The 17,094-nt window shown below is 50.7% G+C and carries 18 protein-coding genes; 11 read left to right on the plus strand and 7 right to left on the minus strand.

The annotated features are described in order from the left end of the window. Positions 1-11 precede the first annotated feature (11 nt). The 4 genes from NM10_RS14185 to NM10_RS08370 all read right to left on the minus strand — a co-directional run bounded on the left by NM10_RS14185 (position 12) and on the right by NM10_RS08370 (position 2,039). The gene (locus tag NM10_RS14185) at positions 12-341 is read right to left on the minus strand and encodes an HlyD family secretion protein (RefSeq protein ID WP_204365351.1); all 330 of its coding nucleotides are present in this window, start codon (positions 339-341) and stop codon (positions 12-14) included. Continuing rightward, positions 235-534 carry a hypothetical protein gene (locus NM10_RS14190; protein WP_204365352.1) on the minus strand — a complete coding sequence of 100 codons (300 nt, stop codon included), beginning with the start codon at positions 532-534 and terminating at the stop codon, positions 235-237. The genes NM10_RS14185 and NM10_RS14190 overlap by 107 nt, the downstream gene beginning before the upstream one ends. 36 nt (positions 535-570) lie before the next feature. Further along, positions 571-1,173, minus strand: a complete 603-nt coding sequence (locus NM10_RS14195; protein WP_204365429.1) for an efflux RND transporter periplasmic adaptor subunit — start codon at positions 1,171-1,173, stop codon at positions 571-573. 200 nt (positions 1,174-1,373) lie between these two features. Next, positions 1,374-2,039 (minus strand): HD domain-containing protein, encoded by a 666-nt coding sequence (locus NM10_RS08370; RefSeq protein ID WP_020311145.1) that lies wholly within the window; start codon positions 2,037-2,039, stop codon positions 1,374-1,376. A 384-nt stretch (positions 2,040-2,423) separates the two neighbouring features. Here NM10_RS08370 and NM10_RS08375 point away from each other — a divergent pair, with 384 nt between their 5' ends. The 3 genes from NM10_RS08375 to NM10_RS08385 all read left to right on the plus strand — a co-directional run bounded on the left by NM10_RS08375 (position 2,424) and on the right by NM10_RS08385 (position 4,973). After that, positions 2,424-3,539, plus strand: a complete 1,116-nt coding sequence (locus NM10_RS08375; RefSeq protein ID WP_020311146.1) for a tyrosine-type recombinase/integrase — start codon at positions 2,424-2,426, stop codon at positions 3,537-3,539. A gap of 130 nt (positions 3,540-3,669) precedes the next feature. Continuing rightward, positions 3,670-4,221 carry a hypothetical protein gene (locus NM10_RS08380; protein WP_020311147.1) on the plus strand — a complete coding sequence of 184 codons (552 nt, stop codon included), beginning with the start codon at positions 3,670-3,672 and terminating at the stop codon, positions 4,219-4,221. Next, a complete protein-coding gene (locus NM10_RS08385) occupies positions 4,212-4,973 on the plus strand; it encodes an SDR family NAD(P)-dependent oxidoreductase (protein ID WP_020311148.1) in 762 nt (253 codons plus the stop codon). The genes NM10_RS08380 and NM10_RS08385 overlap by 10 nt, the downstream gene beginning before the upstream one ends. 2 nt (positions 4,974-4,975) lie before the next feature. On the opposite strand, the gene NM10_RS08390 is transcribed toward NM10_RS08385, so the two are convergent. Continuing rightward, a complete protein-coding gene (locus NM10_RS08390; protein WP_020311149.1) occupies positions 4,976-6,172 on the minus strand; it encodes a trans-sulfuration enzyme family protein in 1,197 nt (398 codons plus the stop codon). Positions 6,173-6,368: 196 nt separating this feature from the next. On the opposite strand from NM10_RS08390, the gene NM10_RS14645 reads away from it, so the two are divergent. The 4 genes from NM10_RS14645 (at position 6,369) to NM10_RS08405 (ending at position 8,542) form a co-directional block, all read left to right on the plus strand. Further along, a complete protein-coding gene (locus NM10_RS14645) occupies positions 6,369-6,515 on the plus strand; it encodes a hypothetical protein (RefSeq protein WP_239639675.1) in 147 nt (48 codons plus the stop codon). Beyond that, positions 6,487-7,791 carry a radical SAM protein gene (locus NM10_RS08395; RefSeq protein ID WP_020311150.1) on the plus strand — a complete coding sequence of 435 codons (1,305 nt, stop codon included), beginning with the start codon at positions 6,487-6,489 and terminating at the stop codon, positions 7,789-7,791. The genes NM10_RS14645 and NM10_RS08395 overlap by 29 nt, the downstream gene beginning before the upstream one ends. Positions 7,792-7,801: 10 nt before the next feature. Further along, a complete protein-coding gene (locus NM10_RS08400; protein ID WP_020311151.1) occupies positions 7,802-8,143 on the plus strand; it encodes an arsenate reductase family protein in 342 nt (113 codons plus the stop codon). An 87-nt stretch (positions 8,144-8,230) separates the two neighbouring features. After that, positions 8,231-8,542, plus strand: coding sequence for a hypothetical protein (locus NM10_RS08405; protein WP_020311152.1), 312 nt, complete (start codon positions 8,231-8,233; stop codon positions 8,540-8,542). A 289-nt stretch (positions 8,543-8,831) separates the two neighbouring features. Here the strand turns inward: NM10_RS08405 and NM10_RS08410 are convergent, their stop codons facing one another. Further along, a complete protein-coding gene (locus NM10_RS08410) occupies positions 8,832-10,190 on the minus strand; it encodes an MFS transporter (protein ID WP_020311154.1) in 1,359 nt (452 codons plus the stop codon). Between the two features lie 858 nt (positions 10,191-11,048). Continuing rightward, a complete protein-coding gene (locus NM10_RS08415; protein ID WP_071601848.1) occupies positions 11,049-13,106 on the minus strand; it encodes a MobA/MobL family protein in 2,058 nt (685 codons plus the stop codon). A 368-nt stretch (positions 13,107-13,474) separates the two neighbouring features. On the opposite strand from NM10_RS08415, the gene NM10_RS08420 reads away from it, so the two are divergent. From NM10_RS08420 to NM10_RS08435, 4 genes are read left to right on the plus strand one after another with little or no spacing between them, the layout of a single operon-like run. Then, complete coding sequence (locus tag NM10_RS08420; protein WP_020311156.1) at positions 13,475-14,245, plus strand: type IV secretion system protein; 771 nt, start codon at positions 13,475-13,477, stop codon at positions 14,243-14,245. Continuing rightward, the gene (locus tag NM10_RS08425) at positions 14,242-15,057 is read left to right on the plus strand and encodes a TrbG/VirB9 family P-type conjugative transfer protein (protein WP_020311157.1); all 816 of its coding nucleotides are present in this window, start codon (positions 14,242-14,244) and stop codon (positions 15,055-15,057) included. The genes NM10_RS08420 and NM10_RS08425 overlap by 4 nt, the downstream gene beginning before the upstream one ends. Next, positions 15,054-16,529: a TrbI/VirB10 family protein gene (locus NM10_RS08430; protein ID WP_020311158.1), complete on the plus strand. Its 1,476-nt coding sequence runs from the start codon at positions 15,054-15,056 to the stop codon at positions 16,527-16,529. The genes NM10_RS08425 and NM10_RS08430 overlap by 4 nt, the downstream gene beginning before the upstream one ends. Beyond that, positions 16,522-17,094, plus strand: coding sequence for a hypothetical protein (locus tag NM10_RS08435; protein WP_020311159.1), 573 nt, complete (start codon positions 16,522-16,524; stop codon positions 17,092-17,094). Before NM10_RS08430 ends, NM10_RS08435 begins: the two co-directional genes overlap by 8 nt.

Here is a 17,094-nt window from a genome sequence, read left to right on the forward strand (position 1 = left end):
GACGCGCCTCCTTATTTAGCCGTAAGCGATACGGAAGAAGTCGAAGCCGACGAATCGGATGCCGTCAGGGACAGGCCCAATTCATCAGCCGTGGTCATGGTGACGTCCAGGTCCTGACCTTCCTTCAGATTACTCAGGCCTTCGACGACGATATCGTCCTTATCGAGGCCGCTCTTGACGATATAGTAGCTGCCGACCTGGTCGCCTAAGGTGACGACGCGGGCGACGGACTTATTATCGCTCCCGACGACGATGACGAAGGACTGGTCCAGGACCTGCTGGACCGCACGCTGAGGCACGAGGATGGCATCCTTCAAGGGGGGGGCCTTCCATGGTAACACGGGCGAACATCCCCGGCAGGAGGACGCCATCGGCATTATTGAAGAGAGCCTTGACCGTAATCGTACCGGTACTGTCCGACACTTCCCGGTCGAACTGGTACGATGTCGACGTTTCATCGTATTTCTTACCGTTGCTCAAAGTCAGGGATGCCGTCGGCGGCGTAGGGTCTTCCGGCTCATTGTCATTGGCCATGCGGAAGTTCAAGAATTCATTTTCACTGATCGAGAACTAGACGTAAATAGGATTGATCGAACCTACCGATACCAGGGCCGTGTTGCCTGACGTGACATAAGTCCCGCTGGGGACGTCGTCCACAGAGAGCTTGCCGGAAATAGGCGCCCTGATGATGGTGTCGTCTAAGTTTTCCTGGGCCTTCTGCAAGAGGGCATTGGCATCGTCGTAACTCGACTGATTGCTGTCCACCGTGGCCTGCTGGTTGGTCAGGGTCTGTTCGGCTACGGCGCCGGAAGCTGCCAGCTGCTGATAACGGTTCAAGTCGACGAGGGAGTTGTTGAGCGTCGTCCGGGCCTTGTCGACATTCGATTTGGCTGAGAGGACTTCCGATTCATATTGGCGGTCATCGATTTTATACAAGGGCTGGCCCTTTTCAACAGGATCGCCAGCCGTGAAGTATTTCTCTACGATTTCTCCGGAAACGCGGGGCTTGATGGTGACGGCGTTGGTCGATTTGATCTGACCCGAATAGTCGTGGCTCACAGCCGTATCCTGCTGGAGGACTTTCATGGCCTTGACCGACACAGCGGCACTCTTAGTCGGTGTCGTGCTGCCGCAGCCTGCCGTCAGCAGGGACAGGGCCAGCAGTCCGGCCATCACCGTAGTGAGAAGTGTTCCTTTTCCATAACGTAGCATATGCATGATTCCTTTCTCTACAACATGTTTTAAACTATATTATAAGTGTATCATGGAAAAAAAAGGCAACATGCCTAAATGTTAAAAATTAGGTGTCGCCTTCTTTTCGATAAGCTGCGAAATATGTACTTTTTATGGTAATTATATGTAGTTAGAAGCTGTCATGCAATTTTATTGCCATTGGCTACAAGTTTGAAGCGCAGGCCCAGGACTTCGGCTGCCCGCTTGCACATGAGCATACGCTGGGAAAAGATTTCAAAATAATCAATCATGGAGCAAATCGATTCATCGAGCTCGATGTTCAAGGTAATGACTTTCTTGTGCGTGTCGACGTGGAGCTTCGACGACAGGGCAGCATAATTGACGCGGTCGTGTTTGTCGAAGGTTTCCGGTACGGTGTTGCGGACGCGGTCCCGGCGGACATCGCTCTTGTCGGCCAGGATAAGGGCGGCAGACAGGGGGTCAAAGGCGATGCCGCTCCGTTCATCGTGCTGGCCAATGGCCGAGATGATGGCAGCAATATCTTCTGGTGGTGCGCCCCAGTCGCGCAGGAAATGGAACGCCATGAGGGCCCCCGTATGGGCATGGTCTACGCGGTTGATGCTGTTCCCCAAATCGTGCATATAACCGGCAATGCGCACAAGTTCCACCATGTGGGCGTCATAGCCGAGCTTCTTCAGGATTTTGCCGGCCGTGACGGCCACTTTAGCCGTATGCTTTTGCGAATGGTCCGTATACCCCAGAGCATCGAGGACCCGGTTTCCCTGTTCTAAATAAACATTCAGCTCTTTGGCATGGGCAATATTTTCATAAGTCAGTTTCTTCATGATATCATTCCTTTTCTGTGCTAGTCTTTTCAGTATAACAAAGGAATGTATAAACAGCGTAAATATTCCATAAAAATTGTGCTTTGCTTCTACCGAATCCAACAATTTGCTAATTCTCTATTTTTATTGTACCATATCGGCCCAATAAAGCAAATAGAAACTATGTTCGCTAAAGGGATAATCGTTTCGTCGAACATAGTTTCTTTATTTGCAAAAAAATCCGCCTAATTTTCATAAATGGCCTTATGAGACGTTTTTTATCATCTTGTGAGTAATCACATGGGAAACTTGTTTTATTTTCCTTAAATCGGCAAATTCAACAGGAACGTTTGTTGCATCTTGTCTTTTCTCATAGTACAATAGTAAACAAAGGAGGTGCCGCATATGTATTTACGAAAACGAGGCAAGAAATGGTATTATACGATTGAAGTCCCGACGGAAGATGGTCAGGGAAGGCAGCGTGTGGAACGCGTCGGCGGTACTTCGTATGCCCAGGCGGCGAAAGCCTATCGCCAGGCCATGAAAGCCCTGGATGAAGACGGGGAGCTGCCGGAAAAGCCGGAAGTCAAGGTCATGGCTTTTTTGCGGGACTGGCTGGAAAAGGATGTGCGCATCAATTTAGGCCCTAATACGTATGATTCTTATTCCGGCATCATTAAATGGCATATTGGTGCCCGTTTTGGCAATTATGCCCTGGAAGCGCTGACGACGGCAGAAATCCAGGACTGGATCAACAGCCTGAAAGAGGATGGTTATTCCCGGTCAACGGTTAAATCTATTTTCACGGTCTTCAACGACGCCATGCGCTGGGCCGTCTCCAACCGCCAGTATATCGAAATCAATCCCATGGCCAACGTCAAGATGCCGAAATTCGATATTCCCCGGAAAAAGCCGGTCATCTTTTCACATCAGCAGATACAGATTATTTTCCATGCCTTCCCGGTAGGGCATAAATATTATGCGCCGTGCATGATTGCCTATTGTACTGGCCTGCGTGTCGGCGAATGCCTGGCCCTGCAATGGTCCCATATCGACATGGAAAACCGCACGCTTTCCGTGGTCAGTACCTTGTATGACAAAAAGGGTGTGCCCGTCTGCAAGGCCACGCCGAAGACGAAGTCGTCGGTCCGGACCATTCCTTTTAATGAAACCTTATACAAGGCCCTGCTCCGCCATAAGGCCCAGCAGGCCAAGAACCATCGTCTTTACGGCGACGACTACGTCGAAAGCGATTTCGTCTGTACCCGTGAAGACGGCCGTCCCATGAACAGCAATGACATGCGGTACTTCAATATGTGGTGCAAAAAGGAATTCGGCGGCGGCAGTTTCCATTCCTTCCGCCACACCCATGCGACGATGATGCTGGAAAACAATATCGAGCTCGACTACGTTTCCAAGCGGCTGGGCCATTCTACCATTGCCACGACGGCGAACATTTACGATACGATTACGGATAAACGCAATCGGGAAGCCATGAAGAAGCTCGATTCGATTTTGTGAAATCATGGCGGCAAACGCGGCGGCAAGATGCCGTAAATATAGCATAAAACCTTAACTTTCCGATAATCAATACTTATCGGAATAATATAACAATAATCAAAAATATAGAGAAGGAAGAACCCCTTATATCATGTCTCCTCAAATCACTACCTATAGCGGAAAGTTTTTCGATATCACCCATCCCAACCCGGCAAGCATCTGCATCGAAGATATTGCCCACGCCTTGTCCCTCATCTGTCGGGGCAACGGCCATGTGATGACTTTTTATTCCGTCGGCCAGCATTGTCTGCAATGCGCCAACGAAGTGATGGCCCGCCAGCTGCCGTCCCGGCTGGTCCTGGCCGCCTTACTGCACGATGCGACGGAGTGTTATATGTCCGACGTGCCCCGGCCGATGAAGCAGCTCATGCCGATATACCGGCAGACGGAAGCCAAATTGCTGGCTATCATTTATGAGAAATTCTTAGGCCAGCCCTTGACGGAAGGGGAAACACGCCTCCTCAAAGGGATTGACGATGATTTCCTCTGGTATGACCTGACCTGTCTCTTGCACGACCAGCCTCAGGGCGAGCCGCCACAGGTCCATTGTATCCCCGATTACCGGCCGCGTCCCTTTGCCGACGTCGAAGCCGAATACTTGCAGTGCTATCGTTCTTGTCAGGAGGGAGTCTTATGGAAATAGCCATCGTCACCGGCGCTTCGTCCGGGCTGGGCCGGGAATATGCGAAATTGCTGGACCAAGAAGGATTGGATGAAATCTGGCTCGTCGCCCGGCGCCGGCCCCAGTTGGAAACCCTGGCTGGAAAACTGACGACGAAAAGCCGTATCTACGCCCTGGACCTGACGGACAGGGCTTCTTTGCTGACGCTGCAGCAAGCCTTAGCGGCCTGCCAGGTCACGGTCCGTTATTTGATCCACGCCGCCGGCTTTGGCAAGATGGGGCCTGTGGCGGCCGTTCCGGCAGGCGTCCTGGAAAACATGATCGACCTCAACGACCGGGCCGCTGTCAGCCTGGTCCAGGCTGTACTGCCTTATTGTCATGCCGGCAGTCATCTGGTCCAGATTTGTTCCTGCGCAGCCTTCCTGCCCATTCCGGAACTGGCTGTCTACGCGGCGACGAAAGCCTTTCTCCTACGCTACAGCCGGGCACTGGCCGTGGAACTGGCACCGCAGGGTATCCTCGTATCTGCCGTTTGTCCGTATTGGGTGAAAGATACAGGATTCATCGCGACGGCCCGCCAGACCGATGAAGGCCGGCTGTTCCGCCATTTTCCCCTGGCCGGGACGAAGGAAGCCATTGCCCGCCGCTCCTTCCAGGCCGTGAAAAAAGGCCGAGTCGTCATCACGCCGGATGTCGTCTCGACCTTGCTCCGTTTTCTGTCGGGGTGGATTCCCCAATCGATTCTCTTGTACGGCAGCCGCTGGTTCCGCTGACTTTATAAGCCGATGGCTTTCAGTGCCTGGTCCAGGTCACCGATGATGTCGTCCGGGTCTTCCAGGCCGATGCTGAAACGGATGAAGCCCTTGCGGAATTTTTCCGGGTAGAGATTGATGCGTTCATCGTAGCTGGGCTGCGGGAAAATCAGGCTTTCGTCATGGCCGAGGGATACGGCGAAGGTGACGACTTTCAAAGCTGCGCAGAAGCGTTCGACGGCCTTGTCGTCGGCTGCGATGCCAAAGGAAATGACGCCGCCAAAGCCGTGCTTCATCTGTTTCTTAGCCAATTCATGACCGGGATGGCTGGCCAGGCCGGGATAGGAAACGAAGGTGACGTTTTGCCGCTGTTCCAGCCATTCGGCGATTTTCTGCGTCGATGCGTTGATGCGTTCCATCCGCAAGGGGAAGGTCACGGCACCGCGGAAAATCTGCCAGGCATTGAAGGGGCTGATGACAGAGCCGACGTTGACCTGGGCTTCATAGCGGATCCGGTCCATCGCTGCCAAATCATTGAAAATGATGGCCCCGCCCTGGGCATCGCCATGGCCGTTGATATATTTCGTCAGCGATTCGACGACGAAATCGGCTCCCAGGTCCAGTGGTCGCTGGTTGAGAGGCGACGCAAAGGTATTGTCGACGGACAAGACAGCCTCGTTTTCATGAGCGATTTTAGCGATGGCTTCGATATCTGAAATGCCATCAGTCGGGTTGTCCGGCGTTTCAATATGGACTAGGCGCGTCCCCGGCGTAATCGCTTTCTTGACGGCTTCCAGGTCAGTCATATCGACCATGACTGTTTCGACGCCGAATTTCTGGTTGAATAATTCGTGGAACAGGCGATAGACTGCCATATAACTGACTTTCGGATAGACGACGCGGTCGCCCGTCTTGAGCAGGGTCCAGAACAGGGCGTGAAGGGCGGCGACGCCGCTTCCCAGGACGATGGCGTCATCGGCACCATGAAGGGCCGCTACTTTTTCTTCCAGCCAATGTTGATTCGGGTTGCCGTTACGGGCATACATCAGCAAATCCGTCGATGAATAGTTGACCTTCGACAGATCATCGGGCAGCTTGTAGCTGTTGGCCATGTGCAATGGCCGGCGGACAGCGCCCGTTTCTGCGTCATAGCCGGCACCAGTGTGTACAGCCTGTGTCGAAATGTCATACCCCTTGAACTTATTTTCTTTCTTAGCCATAAAAAATTCCCTTTTATGGTGTAAATAAATATTATACAAGTATATTATAAAGTATATCATCAAAAAAGTAAAAGCCTTTTGTTTTCCAATTCATATTGACTTTTTGACTTTTGCTAAAATAAGCGTATAATAGAACTATACAAAGAAATAGAAACAGCGCCGTTTCAATTGTTTAATTTTGTAGGAGATGATTGGTATGAGCAAGTTAACCCATCGTATCGAAAAGAAGGCTGTCGAAATCCTGGTCGACCGCATCATGGCCGAACGGAATCCGGCAGACCGTCAAAAAAAATTGAAAACGCTTATCTTATGTCATGCAGCATCTGTTTGGCGACCTCTTTGAAAAGGAATCCTTTGACGATGCACGCAGACTCATCGATGAAGGGGGCAAATGGTTCCGCTTCCTCAATACGGCTCTGGATACCTTGAACCCGCATGTCGTCAAGACGGCCGTCATGGACCTGGGCTTTGAAGCTGGATTTTACGGCCTGCGTACGCGCGACGCCGCCAAGGCGAAATATCACTGCAATATTCCCTGGGCCATCCTCTTCGACCCGACCAGCGCCTGCAACCTGCATTGCATCGGCTGCTGGGCTGCTGAATACGGTCATACGCTGAACTTGTCGTTCGACGTCATGGATAAAATCGTCCGCGAAGGCAAGGCTCTGGGCTGTCATTTCTACCTACTCACGGGCGGCGAACCGCTCATGCGCAAGAAAGATATCCTGCGTCTGTGCCGGAAACACCCGGACTGTGAATTCCACGCTTTTACCAACGGTACGCTCATTGATGATGCTTTTTGCGACGAAGTCACGGACGTAGGCAATCTCAGCTTCTCCCTCAGTATCGAAGGATTCCGTGAAGTCAATGACAGCCGCCGCGGCGAAGGCGATTTCGACAAGGTCATGCACGCCATGGACCTCCTGCGCAAGCACGGCATCGTTTTTGGGACGTCCATCTGTTATACCCGGAAAAACATCGACACCGTCACGTCTGACGAATTCCTGGACCTGCTCATCAAGAAGGGCGTCTGGTTTACGTGGTACTTCCATTATATGCCCGTCGGCAACGACGCCTCGCTGGACCTGCTACCGACAGAAGAACAGCGGGCCTATATGGTACGCCGGGTCCGCGAAATCCGCAGCGTAAAGGGTGGCAAGCCGATTTTCGCCATCGATTTCCAGAACGATGGCCAGTTCATCGACGGCTGTGTCGCTGGCGGCCGCAATTACTGCCATATCAACCCCAATGGCGACGTCGAACCGTGCGTCTTCATCCATTATTCCAGCGCCAATATCAACAATCAGAGCCTGCTCTCATGCTTGCAGCAGCCGCTCTTCAAAGAATATGCCAAAGGCCAGCCCTTCAACCACAACCATCTGCGCCCGTGTCCGATGCTGGAAAATCCGCAGTATTTAGCCGCCATGGTCAAACGCAGCGGTGCCAAATCGACAGACCTGCAGTCGCCGGAATCGGCAGAACACTTATGTAATAAATGCAAGGCTTATGCCGTACAGTGGAAACCGACAGCCGACAAGTTGTGGGCTGAAATCGAAGCTAATAAAGAAAAAGAAGCCGCGGAAAAGAAGGTCCACAGCCCTCAGTCCGCTACTCATTAGGAGGAATCCCATGAATATCCAGATTTTCGGCACGAAAAAGTGCTTTGATACCAAGAAAGCCATCCGCTATTTCAAAGAACGGAACATCAAGGCCCAGTTCATCGACTTGAAAGAAAAAGGCCTGAGTAAAGGCGAATACACCAAGGTCAAGCAGGCCGTCGGCGGCCTCAATGCCATGCTCAATCCGAAATGCAAGGATCAGGATACGCTGGCCCGCATCCAATATGCCGTCGATGACGAAAGAGATGCCAATGTGCTGGCGAACCAGCAAGTCTTAAAGACGCCCATCGTCCGCAATGGCGCCAAGGCGACCGTCGGCTACGTGCCAGAAGTCTGGAAAACGTGGGAATAGTTTTTAGTTTGACAGAAATTAAACGTTTGGGTATACTCATAGTTACTTAAACGTTTAATTTTTTTTATGGTGAACGAGGTGTAGAAAATGAAATATACTGTAAAAAGAACCGCTGTATTAGCCTGTGCGGCCTTGATGATCGGCAGCGTTTCCCTGGCTGCCAGCACGCCGAAGGTCCAGGCCATGGGGCTGCCCAATCCCATCGTAACTTATGATACTTATGAAAGTGTCGTCAAAGATGCCGGCTTTACGCCCTTATATTTGACCCGCGATGCCGGATTCAGCTGCTACTATCTTTCTTTGATCGGCAAAAACAAAGACATTTCTGGCATCTATAGCGTAACCTGGAAAGACCAGGTCATCGACGGCGTCACCGTCAGCATAGCAAAAAATCAGTGACACGTCCTATGCGGCTCATTGGAAAGTCGGGGACTATCAGTTCTCCGCCCAGGCAACGGGGATGAGCGCACCGGAATTCAAAGCCCTCCTGGAAAACAGCCTCGTCGACGACTCGGCTCATTATTTTGTAAAATAAAAAACATAGTTTATAGTTCGAAGTTCGTAGTTTGCAGACGATGGCTTTACATTTAATCATTCACTAAAAACTACAAAACTTAATACTCAAAAAGCGGCTGTCTTTATAGGACAGTCGCTTTTTTGCGAACCACGAACCACGAATTACTAATCACTACTTACTCCGTGCAGCTGAAGGGACGATGCCGATGGCACAGAGAATCGTAAAGACGATGAAGGCCTGCTGGATGTGCTGGGCCAGCCAATCCGAGGCAGCCGAGGCCCCGCTTTGCGACAGAATCAGGGTGATGATAGCCACACTGAGGACCTGACCGATGAGGCGGACCGTACTGACGACAGACGAGGCAGCGCCGTAATATTTTGGCGTCACAGCCCCCATGATAGCATTGTTATTCGGTGCCGTGAACAGGGCAAAGCCGATGCCGATGATGACTAGGGCCAGGGCGATGAGCCAGAAAAAAGGGTAAGAGACATCCACCGCTAAGAGACAGAGGCCAAAGGTAATCAAAATCATGCCGGAAGAAGCCAGGACGGCTGGATTGATACGGTCCGACAGGGCCCCGGTGACAGGGGACAAGAGGGTCATCAGTACGGGCTGAATCAGTAAAACCAGCCCCGTATCGCGGGCATTGAGGCCGGTAATGCGCTGCAAGTAAATGGACAAGAGGAAACTGATGCCGAAGGTCGCGCAGTAATTGAGCATGGCCGCCAGACTGGAACAAGAGAAGACGCGGTTGCCTGCAAAAATACGGACTGGCAGGACTGGGCTTTTCCGGTGCCATTCACCGTATAAGAAAGCTAGGAACAAGAGGAGACCGGCAGCTAAGAGGTATTTGGCGTATGCCAGAGTCATTACTTCCGATAAGCCAACCATAATGGCAATCATGGCCAGGGCATACAACAGACTGCCAGGCAAATCGAGACTGCCTTTCGCGTTGACGATCCATTCTTCCTTCGTCATGCTGCGGGCTGCAATCAGCCAGGCCAGGGCACAGATGAAGGCGATGAAATAAAAAATCGTCTTCCAGCCTAAGTAATAAGAAAAGAAGCCGCCCAGGACAGGCCCAAAGGACAGGCCGCAATATACGGCGGCAATCGTAAAGCCCATGGCCCGGCCGCGGCGCTGTGGCGGCGTGACCAGGGATACGATGGCCATGCTGGTCGCGAAAATACTGGCACTGCCCAGCCCCTGCAGGATGCGCAGCAAGAACAGACCGTACAAGGAGTTCACAAAATAAACGGCCAGCGAAGAGACACAGAACAAGGAGACGCCGAATAAAAAGATATGACGCTTGCCAATCCGGTCGGCAATCTTGCTGATTGGCATGATGGTCACGGTCGAAGAAATCAAGAACAACTCAATGACCCAACTGAGCTGAGCATCAGTCGCACCATAAGCCGTACCGATGCTAGGCAGGGCTGTCGTCAGGGCGCTGCTGGTAAAAGGATTGATGAAAGATACCATCATGACGACGGCTAAAATCGTATTTTCATAAGATAAAAATCGCTGCATCGCGAATAACCCTCCGTAAAAATAAATTGATAGATAAATGTAATTATACTGCCAGAGAAAATCATTCGCAAGAAATAATTTTTTGAACTATTTTTACGAGAAAAGGCTGATTTTGCAAATAGTTGATTAGCTCAACTATTAAAACACTACTGTATAGAAAAAAAGGCCCATATCCATAGATAATATAACACATCAGCCTGATACTAAATCATGCGATAATACGACAATATCGCGGACTATATAGCGATTCGCACAATCCAGGCGTCGACTCCGCTTAGTGTACCCAAAAATACCACGGATCCTATATCCGATTCCAACCAGCCTGCATAAGCCTAACAATATATATATCTCTGCAAACAGATACAGATATATATTATAAAACACAGAAAAACTTTTCATCAAAAAAATAATAGCATATCAGCAGGGAGAATCACAAATAGCCAAGATAAAATAAATGAATTCAATCAATGACTGCGAAGAACTCGATACAGCGATTTTGCAGTCATTTTGAACATGGGGTAGAAATAGCCCCTCGATTACTTCCGATAACGTTAAATTATCGGCAGTAATAAAATGGGAGATTCTGGGAGCATCTGTAAAGCTTTATGAACGGCTTTATTAAGCCAATTATGAGGTATCATGTCGCATTGTCAATATTCTTCAAATCTTGTCAAATTCCCTTAATTTTCATTTCAAAGTGGGAAGTTTTGTGGGAAGTTTTTGTGGGATGTTTTACTAGCTGAATCGCCTAAATTTTTATTTCAATGTGGGAAGTTTTGTGGGAAATTTTGATAATAGCATATAGGAAAAATACCACCGTAAATTAACTACGGTGGTATTTTAATTATTATACTAAATCTACAGACTCCAGCCACGGTACATTTCTTCTTCGACTCGTTCCAGTTCATCTTTCTTTTTGTGATGATCTTCATCATCCCACCATGCCTGGTATCGGCCGTGAGTATCTTCGACTGCTTTTTCCAGGAAGTGGTTGATTTTTCCCAAGACTTCCGTCTGGCGCTGCTGATGGACGGCCTCTGTATGGGGCGGATAGTGATTGCCTTCTCCTCGCTTGAGAATTGTCTTCTTGGCACTGCCATAGAGCCGAACGGTGTCTTTAGTCCGGGAAACATCGAGGATTTCTTTTCCATCAGGTCCCATAGTCAGCGTATACACAGAAGCCTGGCCTTTTTCGACGGTATCTCCCAAAAGGAGTGCCGTCTTTTTTTGTGGTTCCAATTTCCCTGTCGGTATATCACTCAGGACTACATAGGCCCGGCCATTGTGAGACAGTATCTGGAAGTCTTTCAATGGTTTGCCACCTTCCAGTTTGCTGTGACGCATGACGAGTCTTGGCAGCTGCCGTGAATACAGGATTCGATCCGAGTCCGGAACGTTTTCCTTGAGTTCGGCTGCTTTGGCCAGATACATCTTTTCTTTGTTTTTAGCTTTGATGACTTTACCGTAGATCTTCTTGGCGTCTTCCTGGATAGCTTTATTCTGTTGGGTCAGTTCGTCTACGATGCGCTGGATGTCATCTTCTTTATTACGCAGTTCTTCATTATAATCCTTCAACTGTTTTTCCATGGCCTGTTTTTGGCGCAGCTTATCTGAATAAGACAGATAGAATTCCTTTTTCTGCTTATATGGGACGTCTTTCAGCTCGATATACTTCTTTTCCATTGGCTTGAGTTCTTCCAGGATACGTTGATGACGCTTCTTCAGATTATGATAATCCTTACCGATGATACGTTCGATAGCTATATTTCTAAACAAACGTTCTGGGATGACTTTGGCCTTGACTTCTTTATATTTTGCCAGCTGTTCAGCCTGCCTTTTTGCCTGTTCCTTAGCCCGTGCTTTTAGGCCAGCATAGACGTCGTTCGCCGTGACAACAATCGGTTCATTTGCCAGTTCTTCTGCCTTTTCATCGTCAGCCTCAGCAGACAGCTTGGTTTCCATTTCCAAGATTTCTTCCTGACGGATGCGCTGTTCTTCCAATTCGATTTCCTTGATGACCCGGCGCAGCACTTTATCAATGGCAAAGCAGGTGATTTTCTGTTCCATGACACTCCCTTCCGTGTCTGTCGTTTCCGTCGTTTCAGCTTCACTGCTGCTGTCATCAGGAGACTCTGTCTGTTCGTCGATTTCCCGTACCCGTTCCTGAATCCGTTCCATGACTTTCGGGTTCTTGTAGGCTTCGCCTAAATGAGGCGCAGGAATCCTGTCGAGCTTTTCGGCTTCTTCAAAACGGCCCTGATTCAGCAGGTCCTGACGCTGGGCAGCCAGGGATTTCTCGCTGATTTCCCGTTTGATGCCCAGTTCTTTGAATTTACGGTTGACGATGTCGGCCCACATCTTGCGCATGGCAGCATTTCCCTGATGGCTCTGATAATAGCGATCGGCCAGATACCCAGAACACGGTTCCCCATGCTGGTTGACGGCATACTGCTTGAAATACATGTCCGGTCCGAGGGGCCGGTCTTTTTCTATGCTCTTTTCACAGAACATGAGATGGCAGTGGATGTTCCGGTGGTCATGGTCATAGGCAGCTTCTTTATCGTGGATGGCATAGGTGAAGGCGTGATTTTTTCCGATTCCGGACTCCTTCAGGAACTCTTCGACTAGGGCGATATTGTCATCCAGGCTCAGTTCTTCCTGCAAGCCCATGCGGATTTCACGGTAGGCCCGGCCTTTGACACGGCGGTTCTCTTCGGCAGCATCCCAGAATTCGCCGGCATCCTGTGCCCAGTCCGGCAGGTTCCCGGAGGAGGTGAAGACCAGGTCTTCCTTCTTGCCCTTCATGTGGGCATAGAGCCCCTGACGGCAGATATAGTCGTAGTGCGCGCGTGTATTTATCTTTGTTCCGTCTGCCCTTTTTGCATGGGGATGATTGCCGAAATAATAGAGTGCCATAGCCTACCTCGAAGAATTTATAGAAATTTTATAATTTGCACTTTTATGTAGTGACAGGCCACTTGTGGCCTACGCCGCAGGCGTCCTCCGGAGGAGGCCCTTTCCGCTGCTTGCGGAAAGCGCATGGCACGTCTCGTAAGAGACATGCGTAAATGCGCATCCATTGTTTTTGATCTTTTACCGATAACCTTATTATACCATCGGTTACCGCTAAATAAAATATATTACCGTGATATTCTGAAAAATTACCCGTCATATTTTCCAATAAAACGAGCATTTATAATACATTACGCCGACAAATCACCTATTTACATTTTATTTTTAATGTGATATTTTTATGACAAACATAATATAAGGAGGTGTGTTTAATGTCATTATTACCACATCATACGACGCCACCTGCCGGGAAAGGGACAGACCCGCTGGAGAAAGGCCCGATGAAGCCCTTTGGCAACGTCCTCATGAATATGGACCAGGACCGCCGGAATGCATACTGGCTCATGAAGGCCTGTGTCGTCATCATCGGTATCGCTGTCGTATCCGTTGTGGCTATCGCTACGACATATAATTACAAAACCTATGTAGTCCGTGTCGATAATGCAACCGGACAGGTCGATACCGGTGGGCAGTTGAAATCGACGAATTACGTTCCTCAACAGGCCGAAATCAAGCATTTCCTGGGCCAGTTCATCCTGGATACCCGCACGGTCCCCCTCGACCCGGTCCTTTTCAAGAACAACATCGACCGGTCACAGCACTTCATGACCCGCGAAGCCAGCACCAAGATGGCTTCCATGCTGAAGTCCGATAATCCGCGGACGAAACTCGGCAAGATGACGATCCAGCCGGTCATCAAGTCCATTCAGCTGCAGCCGGGCTCGAAATCGACGTATCAGGTCCGTTGGTCGGAAGAATCATTTTCCTTGAGTGGCGGCATGAGCAATAAGAAAGTTAACTACGTCGCCCTCTTCTCCGTCGGCATCGACCCTCCCAGCAAGGAAGACGAACTGCTCATCAACCCACTGGGCCTCAAGATTCAGGACCTCACCATTTCGATTGAATCGACATCTTCGGCTTCCCCATCCGATTCTTCGGATAACGAACCGGCTCCGACTGAAAGAGGAGGTAAGATCGAATGATGAAATATACCCTGCTCGCAGCCGGGCTCATCTGCTGCCTATGTACATCGGCGTATGCCATGGATAAATCGACATACTTCACCGGTGATGGCGACTGCACGGCTGCCAAAGTAGTCTACGACTATAAACCGGACAGCCTCTTCCAGGTCAATGCACAGATGGGCTTCGTTTCAGACATTCAGCTGAAGCCTGGCGAAAAGATCACCTACATCGGTGCCGGCGACACGAAACGCTGGCTCATCGACCAGTCGACAGTCGGCAATGCCGAACATATCTACATCAAGCCGCTGGCACCGGGAATCCAGACCAACATGATTATCAACACCGACGCTCACAGCTACCGGTTGTACCTCGTATCGGTATCCGAAAACTATACGCCTATCGTACAGTTCAGCTTCCCTAACGAATCGTTCCGCAAGGCTCTGGCCGCCCCTCTTCCCTGGAAGAACAAGGAAGAGAAAAAATACTTCGACATTTACACCGTAAAGAAGGGCAATACCTACGTACCCAAGGACATTAACCGCAAGTACGAAATCCATAAGCATGGCAACCTCGATGTATCAGTCCTGCCGTCGGAAATCTTCGATGACGGCATCCATACCTACATCAATATGCCGAAGTCTAATAAATATGACCAGCCGACATTGTATAACGTCCAGGACGGGAAGCTGACCCTCGTCAACTACCGTATCCGTGACGGCTATATCATCGCAGACCGGGTCTTTACCAAAGCCCGTCTCTGCTATACCTCTAAATCTTATGTAGACATCACTCCATCCGATTCAATCTATAAAGGAGGCGGATCGAAATGATTGACTTGCGTTATAACCTTTCCATGCTGGCGTATAAGCTGAAAGACAAGCTGAACCGGAAGAAAGGCCACAATGAGGAAGACCTCGACGAGCCGGATTTCCGTACCGACTTCACCAGTGATGAGGATACGGACCAGCCTCTCTCCGACATAGACGAAGAGACACCGGAAGATGGTGATCTCATCATCCCTGACGATGAAGAAGACGAAGGTTCCCAGGCAAAGATGCTCCGCCGGAAACACATCCTGCTCGCCGCCGGATCCATTCTCTTCATCGGCGCCGGAGCCATGGCCTACTCGTCATTGAATCCGACGACGGCCAGCGGCAAAGAGTCGAAAAAAGCTTTATCCCAGAATGTCGCCCAGGCACAGGATACGGACCTTCCGACCAAGTACAGCGACATCTCTAAATATCAGAAGAATGCCAAGACCGGTAAAGACGGAAAGACGCCGACAACAGCTTCCGAAAATGGGCAGCCTGTTCCTCCCTCTTCCGGCTATGGAAACGGCACTTCTTCCTCTTCATCGTCCCGGTCATCCGGTACGTCATCGAACCGCTCTTATAATGCCCAACCGGCTGTTTCCCGTTCATCGGCACCGCGTGCATCAGCCTCCGCTCCTTCTGCTGCCGCGGCGCCGCGGGCAACAGCTACGGTAACGCCTTCTCCGACACCGGCGAAACCGCAGATGTCGGAAGAAGAAAAGGCAGCCCTCAAAGCACAGCAGGCAGCTGAAAAAGCAGAAAACGATGCCATGAACAGCAGCATCGCTTTCAAGATTGCCACCGCCGTCACACAGGCTGTCAGCGGAACCGGTACGGCGCAGGCTGCGGAACCGAAACCGGATACTTCGTCGGCCTTCCAGCCGACGCCTTATGCACAGGATATGCCATCCGGTATGTATACCCTTCAGGCCGGCACGGTCATCCCGGCAACATTGCAGACGGGTATCACCAGTGACTCGCCGAACGGCGACTGCATCGCCATCGTCCGCCAGGACGTCTATGACAGCCTGACCGGCACGCATCTCCTTATCCCGCAGGGGTCAAAGATCATCGGCAAATATGGCCAGAGCGGTGCCCGCGGCAATCATCGCATCGGCGTCGCTTTCACCCGTATCATCCTGCCCGATGGGTCCAATGTGAACCTGCCGAACCAGAACGCTATCGACGGGACCGGGATGCCGGGCCTGGCTGAAAAATATACCAATCATACAGGCTCGCTCTTCAAGACGGCCTTCATGACAGCCCTCCTCGGCAGCGCTGCTCAGTCAGCCACGGGCAATACGTCCGGCGACGATACCCGCAGTCCTGGTCAGGAAGCCGTCAGCGGTGCTGTGGCACAGGTCATGCAGACGGCCAGCCAGATTCTGAACCGCGAAGGCAATACCAGCCCGACCATCACCATTTCACCGGGCCATGCCTTCAACATCTTCATTAACCAGGACCTGTCCCTGGGTGAGTACGATGAATAGATTCGCTCTCTTCCTCGCCTCCCTGGTCCCGGCTGTTGGCGGCCTGTGGATGGCGACGGAAAAGTTCGCCGCCCTGGTCGCGTATGACCCGGCTTTTCTCGGCTCGTCCCTCATCATCGGCGGCACCCATATCTACCCGCCATGGGCTTTCGTGACCTGGTATTTCAGGTATCAGCGTTACGTGCCGGAGCTCTTTTCGACAGTTACCCCATACAGCTTCGGCGGTTTCGTCCTCTGCCTGCTCATGCTCTTCCTTTTCCGTCCGGAAAAGAAGCTCACATCCCATGGCAGTGCCCACTGGGCCAGCTATAAAGACCTGGTCAAGATGCACCTGATTTCCGGTTCCGGCGTCGTCGTCGGACTCTACGATAACCCGTCCATCAAGAAATGTACGGCTTTCCTCCACTGGCTCGAATCCAAGAAGGACGAAGCTGCCAGCTATGGAGAAATGAATTTCGATAAGAGGCTCGATGAAGACCGGGACCGGAAAGAGATACAGCTTTCTCAGATGAAGCGAAAAATCCATCAGGTAAAGAAAGGAAGTCCTGCCTATAAGAAATTCTGA

This window comes from Megasphaera sp. NM10, assembly GCF_000417505.1.
Lineage (GTDB): Bacteria > Bacillota > Negativicutes > Veillonellales > Megasphaeraceae > Megasphaera > Megasphaera intestinihominis.

What these genes read in the sequence shown, in the direction of transcription:
- NM10_RS14190 (WP_204365352.1), bottom strand. Translation starts at nt 534, where the DNA reads ATGGCCAATGACAATGAGCCGGAAGACCCTACGCCGCCGACGGCATCC.
- NM10_RS14195 (WP_204365429.1), bottom strand. Translation starts at nt 1,173, where the DNA reads ATGGCCGGACTGCTGGCCCTGTCCCTGCTGACGGCAGGCTGCGGCAGC.
- NM10_RS08370 (WP_020311145.1), bottom strand. Translation starts at nt 2,039, where the DNA reads ATGAAGAAACTGACTTATGAAAATATTGCCCATGCCAAAGAGCTGAAT.
- NM10_RS08375 (WP_020311146.1), top strand. Translation starts at nt 2,424, where the DNA reads ATGTATTTACGAAAACGAGGCAAGAAATGGTATTATACGATTGAAGTC.
- NM10_RS08380 (WP_020311147.1), top strand. Translation starts at nt 3,670, where the DNA reads ATGTCTCCTCAAATCACTACCTATAGCGGAAAGTTTTTCGATATCACC.
- NM10_RS08385 (WP_020311148.1), top strand. Translation starts at nt 4,212, where the DNA reads ATGGAAATAGCCATCGTCACCGGCGCTTCGTCCGGGCTGGGCCGGGAA.
- NM10_RS08390 (WP_020311149.1), bottom strand. Translation starts at nt 6,172, where the DNA reads ATGGCTAAGAAAGAAAATAAGTTCAAGGGGTATGACATTTCGACACAG.
- NM10_RS14645 (WP_239639675.1), top strand. Translation starts at nt 6,369, where the DNA reads ATGAGCAAGTTAACCCATCGTATCGAAAAGAAGGCTGTCGAAATCCTG.
- NM10_RS08395 (WP_020311150.1), top strand. Translation starts at nt 6,487, where the DNA reads ATGCAGCATCTGTTTGGCGACCTCTTTGAAAAGGAATCCTTTGACGAT.
- NM10_RS08400 (WP_020311151.1), top strand. Translation starts at nt 7,802, where the DNA reads ATGAATATCCAGATTTTCGGCACGAAAAAGTGCTTTGATACCAAGAAA.
- NM10_RS08405 (WP_020311152.1), top strand. Translation starts at nt 8,231, where the DNA reads ATGAAATATACTGTAAAAAGAACCGCTGTATTAGCCTGTGCGGCCTTG.
- NM10_RS08410 (WP_020311154.1), bottom strand. Translation starts at nt 10,190, where the DNA reads ATGCAGCGATTTTTATCTTATGAAAATACGATTTTAGCCGTCGTCATG.
- NM10_RS08415 (WP_071601848.1), bottom strand. Translation starts at nt 13,106, where the DNA reads ATGGCACTCTATTATTTCGGCAATCATCCCCATGCAAAAAGGGCAGAC.
- NM10_RS08420 (WP_020311156.1), top strand. Translation starts at nt 13,475, where the DNA reads ATGTCATTATTACCACATCATACGACGCCACCTGCCGGGAAAGGGACA.
- NM10_RS08425 (WP_020311157.1), top strand. Translation starts at nt 14,242, where the DNA reads ATGATGAAATATACCCTGCTCGCAGCCGGGCTCATCTGCTGCCTATGT.
- NM10_RS08430 (WP_020311158.1), top strand. Translation starts at nt 15,054, where the DNA reads ATGATTGACTTGCGTTATAACCTTTCCATGCTGGCGTATAAGCTGAAA.
- NM10_RS08435 (WP_020311159.1), top strand. Translation starts at nt 16,522, where the DNA reads ATGAATAGATTCGCTCTCTTCCTCGCCTCCCTGGTCCCGGCTGTTGGC.